The organism is Variovorax sp. 38R, from assembly GCF_014843395.1.
Classification (GTDB): Bacteria; Pseudomonadota; Gammaproteobacteria; order Burkholderiales; family Burkholderiaceae_C; genus Variovorax; species Variovorax paradoxus_H.
On record NZ_CP062121.1, the window covers coordinates 4,353,635 to 4,374,839 of the forward strand.

The window sequence follows — 21,205 nt, forward strand, 5'->3', positions numbered from 1 at the left end:
GTGTAGGGGTCGCCCGTCGGCGGCGCCCGCGAAGGGGCAAGCGAGGCACGGAAGTTGCACGAGTGAGGTGCGCCCTCCCCACTTCCCCACGAATGACCTCCGGCCTGAACTTCCTGATCGCCGCGCGCCGATGCGAGATCGACGCGCTGGACCAGCTCGCGCGCACCAGCGAACTGGTCGGCGCGATCGGGCGGCTCGTGCATGCGCTGCAGCGCGAGCGCGGCATGTCGAACGTGTTCCTCGCCTCGCACGGCGGGCGCTTCGCCGACCAGCGCGGTCCGCAGATCGCCGAATGCCTCGCGCTCGAGCAGCAGGTGCGCGCCGGCTTCGACCGGCTCGAAGCCGAGCACCACCGCGTGGTGGGCGCCGGCCACGGCGCGCGCCTGTTCAGCCGCATCGCCTGGGTGCTGCCGGGCCTGGACGCCCTGCCCGCGCTGCGCCAGCGCATCGACGCGCTCGACCTCCAGCCGGCACAGGCCGTGGCCGCCTTCGCCAAGCTGGTCGCCGGCCTGCTGGCCGTGGTGTTCGAAGCGGCCGACGGCGCCACCGACCCCGAGATCTCGCGCCTGCTGGTGGCGATGTTCAATTTCATGCAGGGCAAAGAGTTCGCGGGCCAGGAGCGTGCCTTCGGCGCCGCCGCGCTCGCGCTGGGCCGCGGCGACGAGGCGCAGCGCCAGCAATGGCGGCACCTCATCGAGTCGCAGGAGCGCTGCTTCCAGGTGTTCATCGATTTCTCGGGCGACGCGGTGCGCACGCTCTGGCACGACAGCCAGTCCGACGCCGTGCTGGCCGAACTCGAACGCCTGCGCCGCAAGGGCGCCACCTCGGTGCCGGCCGATGCGCTGCTGAGCCAGGCCTGGTTCGACTGCTGCACGCGGCGCATCGACGCCATGCAGACGGTCGAGAACCGCCTCTCCGCCGACCTGCGCGCGCTGTGCGACCACAAGACCGCCCAGGCCCGCAGCGAGCTGGCCGCCTACCGGCAGCTGCTCGGCACGCTGGCCCCGCAGGCCGGCGGTGCGCTGTTCTTCGACGATGCCCAGCAGGCGCAGGACGCCACGCCGGCGCAGCTCGGGCGCCACCTCGAGCGCTCGGTGCTCGACATGGTCCAGGAGCAGTCGCAGCGCCTGCAGGCCATGAGCGACGAACTCGACACCGTGCGTGCCTCGCTCAACGAACGCAAGATCGTCGAGCGCGCCAAGGGCCTGCTGATGGCGCACCGCCGCCTGAGCGAAGCCGAGGCGCACAAGATGCTGCGCCAGACCGCCATGAACCAGAAGCGCCGCCTCGTCGACGTGGCCGAGTCGATGCTGGCCATGGCCGACTACCTGCCGCTCGAGCCCGCACCGCGGCGCTGAGCCGGGCCGCTTGGATTGGTGCAGCGCACAACAGTTGTGCGTCGCCCGGGTTTGCCAGCCCGCAGGAACTTTCCCCTGCACCGGCGCGCCCTGCCAGCTATCTTTTCCATAGCTTCCACCGGCAGTTTCGGGCTGGCACACCGCTTGCATGGAGCTTGTCACAGACCGCAAGGTCTTGAGGCAGGTTGCACCCAACGGCGGGTGCGGCCCACCGAACCGGACAAAGGCGTCCCCATCCCGCAAGGGCTCGTTCACGAGCAGCCCCTGCGCGGTGCGGACGCCTTTTCGTTTTTGTCTTTCACTTCTGGAGCCCCGCCCATGTCCGATCTGCTGCTGAAAACCAAACTGAGCCGGCGCCGCGTGCTGCAGGCCGCCGCCCTCGGCGCCGTGGGCATCGACCCCGCGCTGCGCGCCGCCGTCTGGGCCCAGGGCTCGGACAAGCCGGAGAAGGAAGAAGTGAAGATCGGCTTCATCCCGCTGACCGACTGCGCCAGCGTGGTAATGGCTTCGGTGCTGGGCATCGACAAGAAGTACGGCGTGAAGATCGTCCCCAGCAAGGAAGCCAGCTGGGCCGGCGTGCGCGACAAGCTCTCCAACGGCGACCTCGACATGGCGCATGTGCTCTACGGCCTGGTCTACGGCATGCACCTGGGCCTGAGCGGCCCCAAGAAGGACATGGCCGTGCTCATGACCCTCAACAACAACGGCCAGGCCATCACGCTGTCGAAGAAGCTGGCCGACAAGGGCGCGGTCGATGCCGCCTCGCTCGCCAAGCTCATCGCCACCGAGAAGCGCGAGTACACCTTCGCCCAGACCTTCCCCACCGGCACGCACGCCATGTGGCTCTACTACTGGCTCGCCTCGGCCGGCATCGATCCGTTCAAGGACGTGAAGAACATCACCGTGCCGCCCCCGCAGATGGTCGCCAACATGCGCGTGGGCAACATGGACGGCTACTGCGTGGGCGAGCCCTGGGGCCAGCGCGCCATCATGGACGGCATCGGCATCACGGCCATCACCACGCAGGACATCTGGAAGGACCACCCCGAGAAGGTGCTGGGCTGCACCGCGGAGTTCACGAAGAAGTACCCGAACACCGCGCGCGCCGTCACGGCCGCGATCCTCGAGGCCAGCAAGTGGATCGACACCGGCCTGCAGAACAAGAACAAGATGGCCGAAACCATCGCTGACAAGAGCTACGTCAACACCAGCGTGGACGCCATCAACCAGCGCATCCTGGGCCGCTACGTCAACGGCCTGGGCAAGAGCTGGGACGACCCCAACCACATGAAGTTCTACAACGGCGGCGCCGTGAACTTCCCGTACCTGTCGGACGGCATGTGGTTCCTCACGCAGCACAAGCGCTGGGGCCTCTTGAAAGAGCACCCCGACTACCTGAAGGTGGCCACCGAGATCAACCGCATCGACATCTACAAGCAGGCCGCCGCCGCCACGCAGACGCCCGTCCCCAAGGACACGATGCGCAGCAGCAAGCTCTTCGACGGCACCGTCTGGGACGGCAAGGACCCGAAGAAGTACGCGGACTCGTTCAAGTTGCACGTTTGATGCACGAGGAGAAACACACCATGGTCAGCGCTGTCTTTCACTCGCCCCTGAACGCATCCCTCCCTCTCCCGCATGCGGGAGAGGGCCGGGGTGAGGGTGCGGCCCACGCCAAGGCTGCCCCACTCCCCCGCGCGGAGAAAGAGAAGAAGCCACGCACGCCTCTCGACCTGCGCGCCTTCTGGATGCGTGTGCTCCCGCCGTTCCTGGGTTTCGGCCTGCTCGTGCTGGTCTGGGAAATCGTCGCCATGAAGAGCACCACCGGCTTCCCCACGCCGCTCGCCACCTGGCAGCAGGCGCTCACCGTGTTCAGCGATCCGTTCTACAGCAAGGGGCCGAACGACCAGGGCGTGGGCTGGAACGTGCTGTCGTCGCTGCAGCGCGTGGCGCTGGGCTTCGGGCTCGCGGCGGCGGTCGGCATTCCGGCCGGCTTTGCCATCGGGCGCTTCGAGTTCCTCTCGCGCATGTTCAATCCGCTCATCAGCCTGCTGCGCCCGGTGTCGCCGCTGGCCTGGCTGCCGATCGGCCTGCTGGTGTTCAAGGGCGCCAACCCGGCCGCCATCTGGACCATCTTCATCTGCTCGATCTGGCCGATGGTCATCAACACCGCCGTGGGCGTGCAACGCGTGCCCAGCGACTACATGAACGTGGCCAAGGTGCTCAACCTCAGCGAATGGAAGATCCTCACCAAGATCCTCTTTCCCGCCGTGCTGCCCTACATGCTGACCGGCGTGCGCCTCGCAGTCGGCACCGCGTGGCTGGTGATCGTCGCGGCCGAAATGCTCACGGGCGGCGTCGGCATCGGCTTCTGGGTGTGGGACGAGTGGAACAACCTCAACGTCGCCAACATCATCATCGCGATCTTCGTGATCGGCATCGTCGGTCTGGTGCTGGAGTTCGCGCTCATCAAGCTCGCCACCGCATTCACGTTCGAAGAGGTGAAGTCATGAACGACGACAACAAGTACATCGAGATTCATGACGTCGAGCAGGCGTTCAAGACACCCAAGGGCCGCTTCGTCGCACTGCGCGACGTGAACCTGAACGTGGCCAAGGGCGAGTTCGTCACGCTCATCGGGCACTCGGGCTGCGGCAAGTCGACGCTGCTGAACCTCATCGCCGGGCTGACCACGCCGACGCAGGGCGTGCTGCTGTGCGCCAACAAGGAGATCAAGGGCCCGGGCCCCGAGCGCGCCGTGGTGTTCCAGAACCACTCGCTGCTGCCCTGGCTCACCTGCTTCGAGAACGTGTACCTCGCGGTCGAGCGCGTGTTCGCGGCCACCGAAAGCAAGGCGCAGCTGCGCGAACGCACCGACGCGGCACTCGCGCTGGTGGGCCTCACGCCCGCCGCGCAGAAGCGGCCCGGCGAAATCTCGGGCGGCATGAAGCAGCGCGTGGGCATCGCCCGTGCGCTGTCGATGGAGCCCAAGGTGCTGCTGATGGACGAGCCCTTCGGCGCACTCGACGCTCTCACGCGCGCCAAGCTGCAGGACGAGCTGCTTGCCATCGTGCAGAAGACGCGCAGCACGGTCGTGATGGTCACGCACGACGTCGACGAGGCGGTGCTGCTCAGCGACCGCATCGTGATGCTCACCAACGGCCCGGCCGCCACCATCGGCGAGGTGCTGGCGGTAGACATCGCGCGCCCGCGCAACCGCGTGGCGCTGGCCGAAGACCCGGCCTATGTGCACGCACGCAAGGCGGTGATCGATTTTCTCTACACGCGCCAGGCGCATGTGGAGAAGGCCGCGGCCTGATCCAGCAGGCGCGGCACAACCGGCGTCAGGACATGATGACCTGCAGGCTGTGCTCGTACCACCCGGTCAGGCGCTCGAAGGTGTCCACGAGCGCCTCGCTGGAACGCACCAGCGTGGCGCGCCCTTCGGGGCTGTCGAGCGCCTGCACGCCGCCGACGAGGCGCAGCCACTCGTCGCGCGCGCTCACCAGCCCGGCGCGGATCTCGGGCGAGCTGAGCGGCGCACGCTCCAGCTCCAGCAGTGCGGCTTCGAATTCATTCATGGTCGGCAGCAGCCGGTCACGCGAAGCGCCGGCCGCGAGCGTCGAGGCCAGCAGCGCGTCCTTGGCGAGACGCTGCGCGCGCATGCGCTGCCGTCCGCAGATGTTGACGATGCGCAGCGCGCGCCGCGCACCCGAGGCCTCCAGCGCATCCGTCAGGGCCTCGGCCGCCAACAGCAAGGCCTCACCGCGCGCATCGATCGCAGCAAGCCCCGTCGACGCGGGCTTGGCGCCCAGCAACGCCGCCAACCCGTTCCACGCGGCCTGCACCTCGCCGAGCGCCTGCACGCCGGCCGGCCCCAGCTCGAGGGCCGCCAGATGATCCAGCGTCTGCTGCACCCGCTCGGTCGACTGCGTGCGCAGCACGCGCGCACGCTGCGCGTCGATGCCGGCCGCGAGCTGCGCCGCCACGCGTACCAGCCGCTGCGAGAGCATGCGCAGCTGGCCCGCGCGGTTGATCGCCTCGGCCCATTGCGCGGCCTCGATGACCGAGCGCGACACCTCGCCCAGCCGCAGGTTGGCGTGCATCGCGGCGCCGCGCAGCAAGCCGAAGGCTTCGTCTTCGCCGATGCCGCGCGCGGACATCAGCAGGCCCTTGGCGCGGTCGACCCACTTGCGCTCGTCCATGCGCGTGCGCAGGCCGTCAAGTTCAGTGCGCAGCGCGGCCTCGCGCGTCCAGCGGGCCTGTGCCTGTGCGGTCAGTGCGGCGAGCGCATCGACGCCCTCGTGGGGTACCCACGCGTGCACGCCCGCGGCCACGAGCGCCGCGTGCTGCGCGCCGTCCAGCGGCGCGCTCATCACGCCCAAAGCGCAGGGCGGTGCGCCGCGCCATGCGGCCAGCGCTTCGAGCAGCGCATCGAGTTGCGGTTCTGTTTCATCCAGATGCACCAGGACCATCGACGGTGCAAGCGCCTGCGTGCGCTGCACCAGCGTGTGGCAGCCCGCACGCCCCAGCACCGTGACACCCGCGACGCCCGCGGCATCGATCGACTGCTGCAGCAGCGCCGGCAAGGGCGCACCTTCAGCGGGTTCAGGGGAAAGGACGACGAGAAGGGACATGGCGGCAAGGAGTGGCAAGGCCCCGGAAGCATAGGTCACGCCAGCCTGCATTCGCAGGCACGCCTCTTGCGTCGAACAGGGCACGGTGTAACGAAGCACCGCTTTGGTGAGGCTGCAGGTTCCTGCATCCGCCCCGGCCGTTTCCAGGCCGGGCCCACCCCCATGCCGACGGCGTTCGCCGCCGGCCTCCCGACTCCACCCCTGTCCGTCGACACGGCCGCCTCCCGGTCGCGCCGCGGCTTTTTGCACGTTTGAACACCATGTCAGGTTTCAGGAATTTCTTGCAGTCAGGCCACAGTCCGACCCTGTTCGCGGCCTTCCTGTACTTCTCGTTCTCCTGCTGCATCTGGGTGCTCAACGGCGCCATGGCTCCCTTCATCGGCGAGACCTTCGACCTCTCGCCCGCGCAGAAGGGCCTGATGCTGTCGGTGCCGATCATCGCGGGCGCGCTCATGCGCTTTCCGCTGGGTCTGCTCTCGCAGTACATCGGCCGCAAGAAGGCCACGCTGGTCGAGATGGGCCTCATTGCCGTGGCGATGCTGTTCGGCTTCTTCTTCGTGAAGAGCTTCAACGACCTGCTCGCCATGGGCGTGCTGCTGGGCATCGCGGGTGCGAGCTTCGGCGTGGCGCTGTCGCTGGGCTCGGGCTGGTTTCCGCCGCAGCACAAGGGCCTGGCCATGGGCCTCGTGGGCGCGGGCAACGTGGGCACGGCGGTGTCGGTGCTGGTGGCGCCGCCGCTCGCCCTGTGGCTGGGCTGGCAGGCGGTGTACGGCGTGGCCGCGGTCGCGATCCTGATTCCGATGGTGGTGATGGTGGTGTTCGCGAAAGAGCCGCCGGACGTCAACGCGCATTCGAGCTTCCGTGAACACATCGCCTGCCTGTTCGAAAAAGACGGCTGGGTCTTCAGCCTGATCTACGGCGTGACCTTCGGCGGCTTCATCGGCCTCACGACCTTTTTGCCTTCGTACTACTACGACCAGTTCGGCGTGAGCAAGGTGCAGGCCGGCCAGCTGACGATGCTTGCGGCCTTCATGGGCGCGGCGGTGCGCATCGTGGGCGGCTGGCTGTCCGACCGCTGGGGCGGCGTGAACACGCTCACGGTGGTGCTGCTGGTGGTGGCGGTGGGCCTCGTGCTCGTGGGTTTCTCGTCGGGCTCGCTGGCGCTCACCACGCTGCTGCTGATCGTCTGCTTCGCCGCGCTGGGCGCGGGCAACGGCGCGCTGTTCCAGCTGGTGCCGCTGCGCTGGCCCGCGAGCACCGCAGTGGCCGGCTCGATGATCGGCGAGATCGGCGCCCTCGGCGGCGGCCTCGTGCCCAACGCCATGGGCCTGTCGAAGCAGTACCTGGGCAGCTATGCCTGGGGCTTCGTGTTCTTCGCGCTGCTGTCGCTCGTGATGCTGGGCGTGATGCGCGTGATGCAGATCCGCTGGACGCGCACCTGGGCCGAAAAAGGTGGGCGCGCGCGCGTCACACCCGCCCCAGCAGCAAAGCCCTCGCCCGTTCGCAAGGCCGCCCGCTCATGACCCTGCTCGCCCGCCCCCGCTCAACGTGGCAGGAAAAGCAGCCACACAATGAGCAGCACGTTGAACAGCACCGACACGCCGAGCGCGAGCTGGTACAGCGCGAGCGGGTCGCGGCGGATCAGCGGCGTGGCGGCGGGCGCGTTCACGGGGCGCGAGGCGCCGCGCTCCAGCGCGAGCAGCATCTCCTCGGCGGTCTCGAAGCGTTCGCGCGGATCGCGGGCCACGGCCTTGCGCACGAGGTGGTCGAGCCACACGGGCACGTCGGGCCGCAGGCGCGAGAGCGCGACCGGATCGCGTCGGTAGCGCGCCACCTGGTAGGGCTCGATCTCGCCGTAGGGCAGGTGCCCGCCCAGCCACTGGTACAGCGTGGCGCCGAGCGCGAACAGGTCGCTGCCCGCATCCGCCACACCCCCCTCTTCCCACTGCTCGGGGTTGATGTAGCTCGGCGTGCCCGCGTGCAGCTCGCGCTGCGCCGCGCCCTCGCGGCCCGAGATCGCCACGCCCAGGTCGAGGATGCGCCAGCGGCCGTCGTCGCCCCGGTGCAGGTTGCCGGGCTTGATGTCGCGGTGGATCACGCCATGGCGGTGCAGCCGGCCGAGTGCGCGGCTCACCTCGATGGCCGCGGCGACCACCTCGGCCACGGTGCCGCGCGCGCCGTCCTTGCGCATCTGCTCGAGCGTGCGGCCGCCGTGCCAGTCGAACACGATGTAGAGCGCACTGGCGTCCGGCGCGCGCTCGTGCACGCGCACGAACCCGCGGCCCTCGCCTACGCGCTGCCCCAGCCACGCTTCGTGCGCCAGCATCGCGCGCTCCTGCGGGTCGCTGGCGCGCGAGGGGTGCAAGGTCTTGAGCGCGACCAGCTCGCGCGTGACCGGATGGCGCGCCTGGTACAGCAGGTGCACGCCCGTGTCGGCCACGGGCGCGGTGACGACGTAGCCGTCGAGCACGTCGCCCACCTTGAGCACGGGCGGCGGCGCGAGGCGGCGGCCGTCGCCGAGTTCGTCGTCGAGCTGACGCGCGTCGAGCCCCACCACACGGATCACCAGCGCGGTCGCGTTGTCGCGCGTGCCGGCGTCGAGCGCCGCCTGCACCAGCGCTTCGCTTGCGGCCTCGGCGTCGCCCTGCAGCGCGAGCGCGGCCACCTGCTGCGGCTTGAGCACGCCGTGCACGCCGTCGGTGCTGAGCACGAAGCAGTCGCCCACGCGCACGTCGCCCTGCACGTAGTCGACGCGCACCTGGTCGTCCAGCCCGATGGCGCGCGTGAGCCGGCTGCGCATGTCGGGGTGGTCGAAGGCGTGGTCCTGCGTGAGCAGCTGCGCGGGCTCGCCGTCGGCGCGCACGCGCCAGGCGCGCGTGTCGCCCACATGTGCGAGCGTGTAGCTCTGGCCGTGCAGCACCAGCGCGGTGAGCGTGGTGAGCGCCGTGCCGGCGCCCTCCTGCTTGCCTTGTCGACGCCGGTTGTGGTCGGCCAGCCAGCCGTTCTGCGCGCCGATCAAACGGTCGAGCGCGGCGGTCGGCTCCCAGGTCGCGGGCGTGGCGAAGTAGTCGGCCAGCAAACCCATCACCGTGGTCTGCGCCGCTTCGCGGCCGCGTCCGCCACTGGACACACCGTCGGCAATGGCCGCGATGAGCCCGCGCGCTTCGTCGCCGGCGGGTGCATGCACCGCGCCGGCGAAGTCTTCGTTCGCGTCGCGCGGCCCGCGCTGGCTGCTGTAGCCGATATCCACTTCAAAGCTCATGGCGCGATTCTGACCGCGCGCCGCGGGCCGTCGTTCGGTTGATTTCCCTGAAAGGTCCCGCCCCATGAAGAAAATGAAACTCGTGATGGTCGGCAACGGCATGGCCGGCGTGCGCACGCTCGAAGAGCTGCTGAAGATCGCACCCGACCTGTACGACATCACCGTCTTCGGCGCCGAGCCGCATCCGAACTACAACCGCATCCTGCTGTCGCCCGTGCTCGCGGGCGAGCAGACGGTCGACGAGATCGTGCTCAACAGCTGGGAGTGGTACTCGGACAACCACATCACGCTGCACGCCGGCAAGAAAGTGGTCGAGGTCGACCGCGTGAACCGCATCGTGCGCGCGGAAGACGGCACCGAGGCGCCCTACGACCGCCTGCTGATGTGCACCGGCTCCAACCCCTTCATGCTGCCCGTGCCCGGCAAGGACCTGAAGGGCGTGATCGCCTACCGCGACATCGCCGACACCGACTACATGATCGAGACCGCGCGCACGCACAAGAACGCAGTGGTCATCGGCGGCGGCCTGCTGGGCCTCGAAGCGGCCAACGGCCTGATGCTGCGCGGCATGACCGTGACGGTGGTGCACGTGATGCCCTGGCTCATGGAGCGCCAGCTCGACGACGTCGCAGGCAAGCTGCTGCAGAAGTCGCTCGAAGACCGCGGCCTGAGGTTCCTCATGGGCGCGCAGACGCAAGACCTGGTCGGGGGCGACGATGGCCGCGTGAAAGCCATCCGCTTCAAGGACGGCACCGAAGTCGCGGCCGACCTGGTCGTGATGGCCGTGGGCATCCGCCCCAACGTCGAACTGGCCGAGAAGATGCGCCTGCACTGCAACCGCGGCATCGTCGTGACCGACACCATGCAGACCGTGACCGACGCGCGCATCTACTCGGTGGGCGAATGCGCGGCGCACCGCGGCATCGCCTACGGCCTGGTGGCGCCACTGTTCGAGCAGGCCAAGGTCGCTGCCAACCACCTGGCGCTGTTCGGCATCGGTCGCTACCTGGGGTCGCTCACGTCCACCAAGCTCAAGGTGACGGGCATTGACCTGTTCAGCGCCGGCGAGTTCATGGGCGGCGAAGGCACCGAAGAAATCGTCATGAGCGACCCCTTCGGCGGCGTCTACAAGAAGCTGGTGCTGAAAGACGACAAGCTGATCGGCGCCTGCCTGTACGGCGACACGGTGGACGGCAGCTGGTACTTCAAGCTGCTGCGCGACGGCCGCAGCGTGCACGACATCCGCGACAAGCTGATGTTCGGCGAATCGAACATCGGCGACACCGGCCACGAAGGCCACAGCAAGGCCGCGAGCATGCCCGACGACGCCGAGGTGTGCGGCTGCAACGGCGTGAACAAGGGCACCATCTGCAAGGCCATCAAGGAAAAAGGCCTGTTCACGCTCGACGAGGTGAAGAAGCACACCAAGGCCAGCGCCAGCTGCGGCTCGTGCACCGGTCTCGTCGAGCAGATTTTGATGTTCACCGCGGGCGGCGACTACTCGGCCACACCGAAGAAGAAGGCGATCTGCGGCTGCACCGAAGCCAGCCACCAGGACGTGCGCGACGCGATCCGCAAGGAACACTGGCTCACGCACGACGACGTGTACCGCGCCATGGGCTGGCGCACGCCCAACGGCTGCGCCACCTGCCGGCCGGCCGTCAACTACTACCTGATCAGTACCTGGCCCAAAGAGGCGAAGGACGATCCGCAGAGCCGCTTCATCAACGAACGCAGCCACGCCAACATCCAGAAGGACGGCACCTACTCCGTCATTCCGCGCATGTGGGGCGGCCACACCACGCCCGACGAGCTGCGGCGCATTGCGGACGCGGCCGACAAGTACAAGATCCCGACCGTCAAGGTCACGGGCGGCCAGCGCATCGACCTGCTGGGCGTGAAGAAGGAAGACCTCGAAGGCGTGTGGAAGGACATCGGCATGCCCTCGGGCTTTGCCTATGCCAAGTCGCTGCGCACGGTGAAGACCTGCGTGGGCAGCGAGTGGTGCCGCTTCGGCACGCAAGATTCCACGCAGATGGGCAAGGACCTGGAGCGCGCGCTGTGGGCCATGTACTCGCCGCACAAGGTCAAGCTGGCCGTGTCGGGCTGCCCGCGCAACTGCGCCGAGGCCGGCATCAAGGACGTGGGCGTGATCGGCGTCGACTCGGGCTGGGAGCTCTACGTGGGCGGCAACGGCGGCATCAAGACCGAGGTGGCGCAGTTTCTCGTGAAGGTGAAGACCGCCGAGGAAGTGATGGAACACGCCGGGGCCTTCCTGCAGCTGTACCGCGAGGAAGGCTGGTACCTGGAGCGCACGGTGCACTACATCGGCCGCGTCGGGCTGGACTACGTGAAGAAGAAGATCCTCGAGGACGTGGAAGGCCGCAAGGCGCTGTGGGAGCGGCTGCAGTTCGCGCTCGACGGCGAGCCCGACCCGTGGTTCGAATCGGCGCAGGCGTCGGTGGACGTGCGGCAGTTTGCGCCGCTGAGCGTGTGATCGGAGAGCCCACTTGAAACGACGACTCTTCATTGCTTCTTCCGCCCTCGCCGCACTCACCCCGATGGGCGCCCGCGCACAGGTGGCCGACCTCAACGACGCCATCAACAAGGCCGGCCGCCAGCGCATGCTGTCGCAGCGCGCGAGCAAGGCCTATCTGGCGCTGGTGCAGAAGGTGGAACCGCGCAGCGCGCAGCAGGTGCTCGACCGTTCGGTGGCGCTGTTCGAGCGGCAGCTCGGCGAGCTCAAGGCCTTTGCGCCGACGCCAACGCTGCGCGCCACCTACGACGGCCTGGACGGCGCCTGGCGCGCGTTCCGCTCCGAGCTGGCCGACGCAGCGCCCGGCCGGGACGCCGCCGCGCGGGTCGTGGCGCTCGACGCCGCCGTGCTCGCGCTGGCCCACCAAGGCACGGCGCAGTACGAAGCCGCCTCGGGCAAGCCGGTCGGCCGGCTTGTCAACATCGCGGGGCGCCAGCGCATGCTGTCGCAGCGCATGGCCAAGTGCTACCTGGCCGCAGCGATGCAGATCGACCCGGCCGGCAGCACCGCCGAGATCGCCAAGGCACGCACCGAATTCCTGGCCGCGCTCGAGCTTCTGCGCAACGCGCCCGAGGCCACCGCGCAGATCCGCCAGGAACTGGTGCTGGCCGACGCGCAATGGATGTTCTTCAACCGCGGCCTGCAGCGCCTGGACGGTGCGGGTGCGTCGCCCGCGCTGATGTCCGACGTGTTCGTGAGCAGCGAGAACCTGCTCGCGATCATGGACCGCGTGACCGGCCTGTACGCCGAGATCAAGACCTGATTCGCGCCCGAACACAAGACAAGAGAGCCCCCCATGAGCGATTGGAAAGCCATCTGCCGCCTCGACGACATCCCCGTGCTCGGCGCGCGCCGCGTGATGCGGCTCGCCGGCCTGGACGTGGCCGTGTTCCGTAATGCCGAGGACCAGGTCTTTGCACTGCTCGACCGCTGCCCGCACAAGGGCGGCCCGCTGAGCCAGGGCATCGTGTTCGGCACCAGCGTGGCCTGCCCGCTGCACAACTGGGCCATCGGCCTGGACGACGGCTGCGCCCGCTCGCCCGACGAAGGCTGCACGCCGAAGTTCGCGGTGAAGCTGGAAGACGGCGTGGTGCATCTCCATGCCGGCGAGCTGGCCACGCATGCGCTCGACCTGGAGCGCCCGGTCGCCGGCCCGAAGGTGTTGTCCCCTCTCCCTCTGGGAGAGGGCTAGGGTGAGGGCAGCAGCGTGCGCATGAACAACGTCGTCACCATCGCCAAGGCCGCGAGCCCCCAGAGAGAGGGAGTCATGCGGGAAACGAAATCCACCTGCCCGTACTGCGGCGTCGGGTGCGGCGTCATCATCGAATCGCAGGGCGACCAGATCACCGGCGTGCGCGGCGACCCCGACCATCCCGCCAACTTCGGCCGCCTGTGCAGCAAGGGCTCGACCCTGCACCTCACGGCCAGCGCGACCGTCACACGCCAGACGCGCTTGCTGCAGCCCATGCAGCGCGCGGTGCGCGGCGAAGCGCCTGCGGTCGTCGGCTGGGACGCCGCACTCGACCACGCCGCCGGCAAGTTCGCCCAGGTGATCCGCGACCACGGCCCCGACGCCGTCGGCTTCTACGTGTCGGGCCAGCTGCTCACCGAGGACTACTACGTCTTCAACAAGCTGGCCAAGGGCCTGGTCGGCACCAACAACATCGACACCAACTCGCGCCTGTGCATGAGCAGCGCGGTCGCCGGCTACAAGCAGACGCTGGGCGCCGACGCACCGCCGGCCTGCTACGACGACCTGAAGCATGCCGAGTGCCTGTTCATCGTGGGCAGCAACACGGCGTGGGCGCACCCGATTCTTTTCCGCCGCATCGAGGACGCGAAGGCCGCGAACCCGGCGCTGAAGATCGTCGTGGCCGACCCGCGCCGCACCGACACGGTCGAGATCGCCGACCTGTTCCTGCCGATCCAGCCCGGCACCGACGTGATGCTGTTTCACGGCATGCTGCACCTGATGCTGTGGGAAGGCTGGACCGATGCCGCTTACATCGCGGCCCGCACCAACGGCTTCGACGCACTGAAGGCCACGGTGCGCGACTGCACACCCGACACGGTGGCGCAGATCTGCGGCATTCCGAAGGACGACCTGCTCGCGGCGGCGCGGATGTTCGCCACCTCGCCCGCCACGCTGAGCCTGTATTGCCAGGGCCTGAACCAGTCGTCCAGCGGCACGGCGAAGAACGCTGCGCTCATCAACCTGCACCTGGCCACGGGCCAGATCGGCAAGCCCGGCGCGGGCCCGTTCTCGCTCACCGGCCAGCCCAATGCGATGGGCGGGCGCGAAGTGGGCGGCCTGGCCAACCTGCTGAGCGCGCACCGCGACCTGGCCAACCCGGACCACCGCGCCGAAGTGGCCGCGCTGTGGGGCGTGCCTTCGGTGCCCGAGAAGCCCGGCAAGACGGCCGTCGAGATGTTCCAGGCCGCGGCCGACGGCGAGATCCGTGCGCTGTGGATTGCCTGCACCAACCCCGCCCAGTCGATGCCCGACCAGGCCACGGTGCGCCGCGCGCTCGAACGCGCCGAGTTCGTCGTGGTGCAGGAAGCCTTCGCCACCACCGCCACCTGCGCCTTCGCCGACCTGCTGCTGCCCGCCACCACCTGGGGCGAGAAGGAAGGCACCGTGACCAACAGCGAGCGCCGCATCTCGCGCGTGCGCCCCGCCGTGGCCGCACCGGGCGAAGCACGCAATGACTGGTCGATCGCCGTGGCCTTCGCGCACCGGCTCGAACGGCAGCTGGGCCGCACGTTCACGCTGTTCCCGTACGAGAACGCCGAATCGGTCTGGAACGAGCACCGCGAATCGACGCGCGGGCGCGACCTCGACATCACCGGCCTGAGCTACGCGATGCTCGAGACCGCCGGCCCGCAGCAGTGGCCGCTGAAGGAAGGCGACAGCACCGGCCGCGTGCGCCTGTACGAAGACGGCGTGTTCCCCACGCCCGACGGCCGCGCGCGCTTTGTCGACACGCCCTACAAACCCGTGGCCGAGGCCCGCGAGGCACGCTTTCCCTTCTCGCTCAACACCGGCCGGCTGCGCGACCAGTGGCACGGCATGAGCCGCACCGGCACGGTTGGCAAGCTGTTCGGCCACGTGGCCGAGCCCGTGGTGCAGATGAACGCGCAGGACATGGCGCGCCGCCAGATCGCCGAGGGCGACCTGGTGCATCTCACGTCCAAGCGCGGTTCGATCCTGCTGCCGGCGCGCGCCAGCGCCGAGATCGGCCTGAGCCAGGCCTTCGTCGCGATGCATTGGGGCGAGGAATACCTGAGCGGCTGCTCGTCGACCGGCGTGCGGCTCGCGGGCATCAACGCGCTCACCACGCCGGCCTACTGCCCGACCTCGAAGCAGCCCGAGCTCAAGCACACGCCCGTGAAGATCCTCAAGGCCGAGCTGCCGTGGTCGCTGCTGGCCATGGCCTGGCTGCCCGCCGGCGACGCGCTCACGGCGCAGCGCGCGCTGCAGCCGCTGATGGCGCTGTTCCCCTTCGCCACTTGCGTGCCGTTCGCAAGCAATGCGCCGGGCGAAGAAGAGCGCAGCGGCGTGCTCTTTCGCGCCGCCGCGCACGACGCGCCCGACGCCGCGCTGGTCGAAAAAATCGAAGCCCTGCTCGGCCTGCAGACCGCCGACACCCTGCGCTACGCCGACCACCGCCGCGGCCAGCGCCGCGCCGCGCGGCTCGTGCGCCGTGCCGACGGCAGCGCCGGGCTCGAAGCCTTTTTGCTGGGCGGCGACACCAGCGCCGAAGCCTGGATCGCTACCCTGCTGCGCGAGGAACTGCCCGCGCAGAGCTACGGTCGCCTGCTGCTGTCGCCGGGCGCCCGCGCGCCGGTGGCGGTGCAGTCGCGCGGCAAGCCGGTGTGCGCCTGCTTCAACGTGACCGACCGCGCCATCGAAGCCGAGCTGGTGCGCTGCACCGGCAGCGCCGACGAGCGGCTGGCGGCGCTGCAGGGGGCGCTGAAATGCGGGACGAACTGCGGGTCGTGCGTGCCGGAGTTGAAACGGATGATCCGTGTGACGCCTGCGGAGGCACTCGCCGTGGGGGCATAAGCCGACTCGCATTCCGGCATAAGCGTTGCAGGACAATCCGCCTACCCATGGGAATCAGCCACTACATCAAGGAAATCGGTCGCGGCGCGCGAGGCGCCCGTCCGCTCACGCGCGAGCAGGCCGCAGACCTGTTCGGCCAGGTGCTCGACGGCACGGTCACCGACCTGGAAATCGGCGGCTTCTGCCTTGCGATGCGCATCAAGGGCGAGACGCCCGAGGAGATGGCGGGCTTTCTCGACGCCACGCACGCACGGCTGAACCCCGTGACGACCCGCGGCGGCCCGCTGATCGCGCTGCCCAGCTACAACGGCGCACGCAAGCTGCCGGTGCTCACGCCGCTGCTGGCGCTGCTGCTGGCGCGCGAAGGCCTGGCGGTGCTGGTGCACGGCAGCGCGAGCGAAACCTCGCGCGTACTGGCATCGAACGTGCTTTCAGCCCTGGACATGCCCCCGATGACCACGCTCACCCCGCTCGCCGCCGGCCAGGTGGGCTTTGCCCCGACCGAGCTGCTGAACCCCGCGCTCAAGCGCCTGCTCGACGTGCGCCGCGTGGTGGGCCTGCGCAACCCCGGCCACAGCGTGGTCAAGCTCCTGCGCCCGACCACCGGCCCCTGCGTGGTGGTGGCCAGCTACACGCACCCCGAATACGCCCGCACGATGGGCGAGACCTTCGAGCTCACGGGCATGACCGCCCTGCTCTCGCGCGGCCTCGAAGGCGAGGTGGTGTCCGACCCGCGCCGCACCGCACAGATCGACGGCTTCGTGCGCGGCGTGCGCAGCGAACTCCAGGCCCAGGCCGCCGGCACCGCCGCCGACGTGCCCGGCCTGCCGAAAGAAATCGACGTCGCCACCACGGCCGAGTACACGCGGCGCGTGCTGGCCGGCGAGCTTCCCGTGCCCGAAGCCATCGCGACGCAAGTCAGGCACATCACCGAACTGGCCTCCCACGCATGAACCACGCACTTCCCCTCATCACCGGCCGCTGCACGCTGGTGGGCGCCGGCCCCGGCGACCCTGAACTGCTGACCGTCAAGGCCGTCAAGGCGATCCAGGCCGCCACGGTGCTGCTGGTCGACGACCTCGTGAACGACGCCGTGCTCCAGGCCTATGCCCGGCCCGGCGCGCGCATCGTGCACGTGGGCAAGCGCGGCGGCTGCAAGAGCACGCCGCAGGCCTTCATCGAGCGGCTCATGATCACGGCCGTGCGCGAGGGCGAGACCGTGGTCCGCCTCAAGGGCGGCGACCCGTTCATCTTCGGGCGCGGCGGCGAAGAGGTCGAGCACTTGCGCGAAGCCGGCATCGAATGCGCGGTGGTCAACGGCATCACCGCCGGCCTGGCCGCAGTGACCTCGCTGGGCGTGCCGCTCACCCACCGCGACCACGCACAGGGCGTGGTGTTCGTCACCGGCCACGCCAAGACCGGCGCCGGTGCGGCCGAAGACCCGACCGACTGGCGCGCGCTGGCCGCCACGGCGCACAACGCCCGCCTCACGCTGGTGATCTACATGGGCGTCTCGGGCGCCGGCCACATCGAGCGCGAACTGCTGCACGGCCTGCCCGGCGACACGCCCGTGGCCGTGGTGCAGCACGCGAGCCTGCCGCAGCAACGCCACCTCGTGACCACGCTGCAGGGCCTGCAGGCCCGCATCGCCGATGCCGGGCTGGCCAGCCCGGCGGTGATCGTGGTGGGCGATGTGCTGCGGGGGCTGGCCGCAGCCGCGCTGCCGGCGGATGCCGGCCGCTTCGGTACATAGGTACCGACCTCGGCCGAAAACGGCCATGGCGCCGCCCTGAGCGACGCCTAAAATCCCGCCCGATCCAACGAACAAGAAGGAAGAGGCAGGGATGCTCGACAAACTCAACGAATTCACCGAAAGCCACGGCGAGCTGCGCCGCGGGCGCGGGCTGGTCACGGGCACCATTGCCTTCAGCCTCGCCGCCCTGTGCTTTCTGGGCGTGCTGGCCTTCCACTTTCCGCAGTACCTCACAACGCCCGAGCTGCGCAAGAGCTACAACGTCGACGTGATGCGCGTCATTCTGCTGACGGCGCTGGTCATTGCGGGCGGGCTCTCGCTGGTCAACATCATCTTCAACCGCTCGCGCTGGCTGTCGTCGGCCGCGTTCCTGCTGGTGGTGGTGTCGGCCCTGCTCGGCGGGCACAAGGTGCCGGTGCACGACTTCGCCGACCACACGCCGTACATCGGGCTGGACTGGTTCATCCTCGACCTGCTGGGCTCGTCGCTGATCTTCATCTTCATCGAGAAGCTCTTTGCGCTGCGCAAAGACCAGCCCGTGTTCCGCGAAGAGTGGCAGACCGATTTCCATCACTTCGTGGTGAACCACATGATCGTGGGCTTCGTGCTGCTGGCCACCAACCTCATGGTGCACAAGCTCTTCGGCTGGGCCGCCAACGACGGCATCCGCGGCTGGGTAGGCAACCTGCCGTTCTGGGCCGGCATCTTGCTGATCATTCTGGTGGCCGACCTCGTGCAGTACTGGACGCACCGCGCGTACCACGAGGTGCCGGTGCTGTGGCGCCTGCACGCCGTGCACCACAGCGTGAAGAGCATGGACTGGATGGCGGGCTCGCGCCAGCACATCCTCGAATTGCTGATCACGCGCACGCTGGTGCTGGCGCCCATCTACGTGCTGGGCTTCAGCAAGGACGTGATCGACGCCTACATCGTGGTGGTCGGCTTCCAGGCGGTGTTCAACCACTGCAACGTGAGCGTGCGGCTGGGGCCGCTGCGCTACCTCATCGTGACGCCCAACTTCCACCACTGGCACCACAGCCAGGACCAGGAAGCGCTCGACAAGAACTACGCGGCGCACTACGCCTTCCTCGACTACCTCTTCGGCACGGCCGTGAAGACCACCAAGCTCTGGCCCGAGAAGTACGGCGTGCTGGGCGACTACGTACCCAACGGCTTCTTCAAGCAGCTGAAGTTCCCTTTCATCTGGAAGGGATGACCATGGCCTCCCTTCTTCGCGCTGCCGCGCTCGCGGCCGCGCTGCCACTGCTGCTCTCGGCCTGCGCCACGCGCATCGAGATGCCTTCCGAAACCTCGGGCCTGCGCCTGCGCGTGCAGAGCTCGGTGATCGCCCCCGGCAACGGCGGCGAACTCATCGGCGCCGAGGTGCTGGAGCCCGGCGACATCCTGCTGACCTCGATCGCCACGGTGAATTCGTTCGGCATCCGACTGGGCACCTTCTCGCCGGTGAGCCATGCCGTGCTGTACCTGGGCGACGGGCTCATCGCCGAGGCCGTGGGCACCGGCGTGCGCGCGCGCCGACTGGCCGACGTGGTCGACGAAGAACAGATGGTCGTGGCCTTTCGCGTGCCCGGCCTCGAGTCGGCCCACGTCGAGAAGATGCGCGACTGGGCGAACTCCAAGGTCGGCACCCGCTACAACACGGCCGGCGTGCTGCTGAACGCGCCCTTCGTGCTGAACCGCCGGTTGTGCGAGCTGCCGCTGATTCCTTCGGCCGTCAGCTCGTACTGCATCACCGGCATGGCGATGGTGCAGCTCGGCGCCAGCCGCAACGACCAGTTCTTCTGCTCGCAGTTCGTGCTGGAGGCCTACCGCCAGGCCGGCGCGCCGATCACCGACGCCGACCCGCGCTGGGTGAGCCCGGCCGACCTGCTCCACATGCGCGAGGGCGACGTGCCCTCGATTGCCGCCACGCAGCCGCTGCGCTACGTGGGCCACCTCAAATACAACCCACCGCCGGTGCTGGCGGCGGACGGACCCACTTGAGCTCTCCTTCTTCTTCCTTTGACGTCGTTGTCGTCGGTGCCGGCGCAGCCGGTCTCTTGTGTGCCGCGCTGGCGGGCCAGCGCGGGCTGCGCGTGCTGCTGGTCGACCACAGCGAGAAGGTCGGCGAAAAGATCCGCATCTCGGGCGGCGGCCGCGCCAACTTCACCAACCGCGACCTCGACGTGCGCGCCCCGCAGCGCCATTTCGTCGGCGACAACCCGAATTTCTGCCGCTCGGCGCTGTCGCGCTACGCGCCGCAGCAGTTCATCGACATGGTGCAGCGCCACGGCATCGCGTACCACGAGAAGCACAAGGGCCAGCTGTTCTGCGACGGCTCCTCGCAGCAGATCGTCGACATGCTGCTGGCCGAATGCGCCACCGGCAACGTCGAACGCTGGCAGCCGTGCAAGCTGGGCGACATCTCTTTCATCGACGGCCGCTACCAAATCAGTAGCACGCGCGGCCCGATCGACACGCCCAAGCTCGTGGTGGCGACCGGCGGCCTGTCGATTCCCCAGATTGGTGCAAGCGACTTCGGCTACCGGCTCGCCGAGCAGTTCGGCCTGCGCCTGGTCACGCCGCGCCCGGCGCTGGTGCCACTGACCTTCGGCGGCGACGCCTGGGCGCCCTACGCCAGCCTGGCCGGGCTGGCGCTGCCAGTGCGCATCGAGACCGGCGGCAAGAAGGACAAGATGGCCTTCCTGGAAGACCTGCTGTTCACCCACCGCGGCCTGTCGGGCCCGGCGGTGCTGCAGATTTCGAGCTACTGGAAGCCCGGCGCCCCGCTGACGCTGGACTTCGCGCCCGGCGTGGACGTGGCCGAATCGCTGGCCGATGCCAAGCTGCGCTCCAAGAAACGCATCGCCAACGAACTGGCCGCGCTGGTGCCCTCGCGGCTGGCCGACGCCTGGGTGGGCGAAGACCCGGCCCTGCAGCGCCCGGTCAACGAAGCGACCGACAAGGCGCTGACGGTGCTGTCGGAGCGCATCGCCCGCTGGCAGATCACGCCCAGCGGCACCGAGGGCTACAAGAAGGCCGAGGTGACGGCGGGCGGCGTCGACACCCGCGATCTGTCGTCGCAAACCATGGAATCGAAGCAGCCGGGCCTGTATTTCATCGGCGAAGTGGTCGATGTGACGGGCTGGTTGGGCGGATACAACTTCCAGTGGGCGTGGGCCAGTGCCCATGCCTGCGCAACCGCGCTATAATTTCGGGCTAACTTCCGGCCTTCCCTCAACGGCCACCAAAGATTTCAGTTGAGGAACCCCGGCTTTGGGCCTCGATCTCCCCGAGCCAACTTCAGTTCAACGATTCATCAATGACCACCATTCGCGTTAAAGAAAACGAGCCCTTCGACGTCGCCCTGCGCCGCTTCAAGCGCACCATCGAAAAGCTCGGCCTGCTGACCGACCTGCGCGCCCGCGAGTTCTACGAGAAGCCGACGGCCGAGCGCAAGCGCAAGAAGGCAGCTGCGGTCAAGCGCCACTACAAGCGCGTGCGCAGCATGCAGCTCCCCAAGAAGCTGTACTAAGCAACGCCCAGGGCAGCTGGCCCGACGAAAGTCTCCGCCAGCGCCCCGTTGCACCAGC

17 protein-coding genes are annotated in these 21,205 nt (G+C 68.8%); 15 read left to right on the forward strand and 2 right to left on the reverse strand.

The genetic code is table 11. The features are described 5' to 3' along the window. Positions 1-92 precede the first annotated feature (92 nt). The 4 genes from IG196_RS20065 (at position 93) to IG196_RS20080 (ending at position 4,677) form a co-directional block, all read left to right on the forward strand. Positions 93-1,358 carry a nitrate regulatory protein gene (locus tag IG196_RS20065; RefSeq protein ID WP_192192691.1) on the forward strand — a complete coding sequence of 422 codons (1,266 nt, stop codon included), beginning with the start codon at positions 93-95 and terminating at the stop codon, positions 1,356-1,358. Between the two features lie 318 nt (positions 1,359-1,676). Then, positions 1,677-2,924 (forward strand): CmpA/NrtA family ABC transporter substrate-binding protein, encoded by a 1,248-nt coding sequence (locus IG196_RS20070; RefSeq protein ID WP_101489689.1) that lies wholly within the window; start codon positions 1,677-1,679, stop codon positions 2,922-2,924. A 20-nt stretch (positions 2,925-2,944) separates the two neighbouring features. Continuing rightward, positions 2,945-3,871 carry a nitrate ABC transporter permease gene (gene ntrB, locus IG196_RS20075; RefSeq protein WP_099791051.1) on the forward strand — a complete coding sequence of 309 codons (927 nt, stop codon included), beginning with the start codon at positions 2,945-2,947 and terminating at the stop codon, positions 3,869-3,871. Continuing rightward, positions 3,868-4,677, forward strand: a complete 810-nt coding sequence (locus IG196_RS20080; RefSeq protein ID WP_192192693.1) for an ABC transporter ATP-binding protein — start codon at positions 3,868-3,870, stop codon at positions 4,675-4,677. The genes ntrB and IG196_RS20080 overlap by 4 nt, the downstream gene beginning before the upstream one ends. 25 nt (positions 4,678-4,702) lie before the next feature. Here the strand turns inward: IG196_RS20080 and IG196_RS20085 are convergent, their stop codons facing one another. Continuing rightward, entirely contained in the window at positions 4,703-5,995 is a 1,293-nt protein-coding gene (locus IG196_RS20085; protein WP_225616740.1) for a type IV pili methyl-accepting chemotaxis transducer N-terminal domain-containing protein, read from the reverse strand. Between the two features lie 260 nt (positions 5,996-6,255). On the opposite strand from IG196_RS20085, the gene IG196_RS20090 reads away from it, so the two are divergent. Next, positions 6,256-7,518, forward strand: coding sequence for an MFS transporter (locus tag IG196_RS20090; RefSeq protein ID WP_192192697.1), 1,263 nt, complete (start codon positions 6,256-6,258; stop codon positions 7,516-7,518). Positions 7,519-7,538: 20 nt separating this feature from the next. On the opposite strand, the gene IG196_RS20095 is transcribed toward IG196_RS20090, so the two are convergent. After that, positions 7,539-9,257 carry a bifunctional protein-serine/threonine kinase/phosphatase gene (locus tag IG196_RS20095; RefSeq protein WP_192192699.1) on the reverse strand — a complete coding sequence of 573 codons (1,719 nt, stop codon included), beginning with the start codon at positions 9,255-9,257 and terminating at the stop codon, positions 7,539-7,541. Between the two features lie 64 nt (positions 9,258-9,321). Between IG196_RS20095 and nirB the strand changes: the two genes are divergently transcribed. From nirB to rpsU, 10 genes are all read left to right on the forward strand, one after another. Continuing rightward, on the forward strand, positions 9,322-11,754 hold the full coding sequence (gene nirB, locus IG196_RS20100) for a nitrite reductase large subunit NirB (protein ID WP_192192700.1): 2,433 nt from the start codon (positions 9,322-9,324) through the stop codon (positions 11,752-11,754). Positions 11,755-11,767: 13 nt separating this feature from the next. Next, complete coding sequence (locus tag IG196_RS20105) at positions 11,768-12,556, forward strand: type IV pili methyl-accepting chemotaxis transducer N-terminal domain-containing protein (RefSeq protein ID WP_225616741.1); 789 nt, start codon at positions 11,768-11,770, stop codon at positions 12,554-12,556. 33 nt (positions 12,557-12,589) lie between these two features. Beyond that, entirely contained in the window at positions 12,590-12,985 is a 396-nt protein-coding gene (gene nirD, locus IG196_RS20110) for a nitrite reductase small subunit NirD (protein WP_192192702.1), read from the forward strand. 75 nt (positions 12,986-13,060) lie between these two features. After that, positions 13,061-15,859 carry a nitrate reductase gene (locus IG196_RS20115; protein WP_192197096.1) on the forward strand — a complete coding sequence of 933 codons (2,799 nt, stop codon included), beginning with the start codon at positions 13,061-13,063 and terminating at the stop codon, positions 15,857-15,859. Between the two features lie 47 nt (positions 15,860-15,906). After that, a complete protein-coding gene (gene ybiB, locus IG196_RS20120) occupies positions 15,907-16,812 on the forward strand; it encodes a DNA-binding protein YbiB (RefSeq protein WP_101489681.1) in 906 nt (301 codons plus the stop codon). Next, positions 16,809-17,612: a uroporphyrinogen-III C-methyltransferase gene (cobA, locus tag IG196_RS20125; protein WP_192192704.1), complete on the forward strand. Its 804-nt coding sequence runs from the start codon at positions 16,809-16,811 to the stop codon at positions 17,610-17,612. Before ybiB ends, cobA begins: the two co-directional genes overlap by 4 nt. A gap of 91 nt (positions 17,613-17,703) precedes the next feature. Continuing rightward, complete coding sequence (locus tag IG196_RS20130) at positions 17,704-18,828, forward strand: sterol desaturase family protein (RefSeq protein WP_101489679.1); 1,125 nt, start codon at positions 17,704-17,706, stop codon at positions 18,826-18,828. A 2-nt stretch (positions 18,829-18,830) separates the two neighbouring features. Continuing rightward, positions 18,831-19,616 carry a YaeF family permuted papain-like enzyme gene (locus tag IG196_RS20135; protein WP_225616742.1) on the forward strand — a complete coding sequence of 262 codons (786 nt, stop codon included), beginning with the start codon at positions 18,831-18,833 and terminating at the stop codon, positions 19,614-19,616. Continuing rightward, on the forward strand, positions 19,613-20,824 hold the full coding sequence (locus IG196_RS20140) for an NAD(P)/FAD-dependent oxidoreductase (protein WP_192192707.1): 1,212 nt from the start codon (positions 19,613-19,615) through the stop codon (positions 20,822-20,824). The genes IG196_RS20135 and IG196_RS20140 overlap by 4 nt, the downstream gene beginning before the upstream one ends. A 110-nt stretch (positions 20,825-20,934) precedes the next feature. After that, positions 20,935-21,147 (forward strand): 30S ribosomal protein S21, encoded by a 213-nt coding sequence (gene rpsU / locus IG196_RS20145; RefSeq protein WP_007833691.1) that lies wholly within the window; start codon positions 20,935-20,937, stop codon positions 21,145-21,147. Positions 21,148-21,205: the final 58 nt, after the last annotated feature.

Excerpts from the sequence above, each read along its gene's own strand:
- IG196_RS20065 (WP_192192691.1), top strand. The coding sequence starts at position 93 with ATGACCTCCGGCCTGAACTTCCTGATCGCCGCGCGCCGATGCGAGATC.
- IG196_RS20070 (WP_101489689.1), top strand. The coding sequence starts at position 1,677 with ATGTCCGATCTGCTGCTGAAAACCAAACTGAGCCGGCGCCGCGTGCTG.
- ntrB (WP_099791051.1), top strand. The coding sequence starts at position 2,945 with ATGGTCAGCGCTGTCTTTCACTCGCCCCTGAACGCATCCCTCCCTCTC.
- IG196_RS20080 (WP_192192693.1), top strand. The coding sequence starts at position 3,868 with ATGAACGACGACAACAAGTACATCGAGATTCATGACGTCGAGCAGGCG.
- IG196_RS20085 (WP_225616740.1), bottom strand. The coding sequence starts at position 5,995 with ATGTCCCTTCTCGTCGTCCTTTCCCCTGAACCCGCTGAAGGTGCGCCC.
- IG196_RS20090 (WP_192192697.1), top strand. The coding sequence starts at position 6,256 with ATGTCAGGTTTCAGGAATTTCTTGCAGTCAGGCCACAGTCCGACCCTG.
- IG196_RS20095 (WP_192192699.1), bottom strand. The coding sequence starts at position 9,257 with ATGAGCTTTGAAGTGGATATCGGCTACAGCAGCCAGCGCGGGCCGCGC.
- nirB (WP_192192700.1), top strand. The coding sequence starts at position 9,322 with ATGAAGAAAATGAAACTCGTGATGGTCGGCAACGGCATGGCCGGCGTG.
- nirD (WP_192192702.1), top strand. The coding sequence starts at position 12,590 with ATGAGCGATTGGAAAGCCATCTGCCGCCTCGACGACATCCCCGTGCTC.
- IG196_RS20115 (WP_192197096.1), top strand. The coding sequence starts at position 13,061 with ATGCGGGAAACGAAATCCACCTGCCCGTACTGCGGCGTCGGGTGCGGC.
- ybiB (WP_101489681.1), top strand. The coding sequence starts at position 15,907 with ATGGGAATCAGCCACTACATCAAGGAAATCGGTCGCGGCGCGCGAGGC.
- cobA (WP_192192704.1), top strand. The coding sequence starts at position 16,809 with ATGAACCACGCACTTCCCCTCATCACCGGCCGCTGCACGCTGGTGGGC.
- IG196_RS20130 (WP_101489679.1), top strand. The coding sequence starts at position 17,704 with ATGCTCGACAAACTCAACGAATTCACCGAAAGCCACGGCGAGCTGCGC.
- IG196_RS20135 (WP_225616742.1), top strand. The coding sequence starts at position 18,831 with ATGGCCTCCCTTCTTCGCGCTGCCGCGCTCGCGGCCGCGCTGCCACTG.
- rpsU (WP_007833691.1), top strand. The coding sequence starts at position 20,935 with ATGACCACCATTCGCGTTAAAGAAAACGAGCCCTTCGACGTCGCCCTG.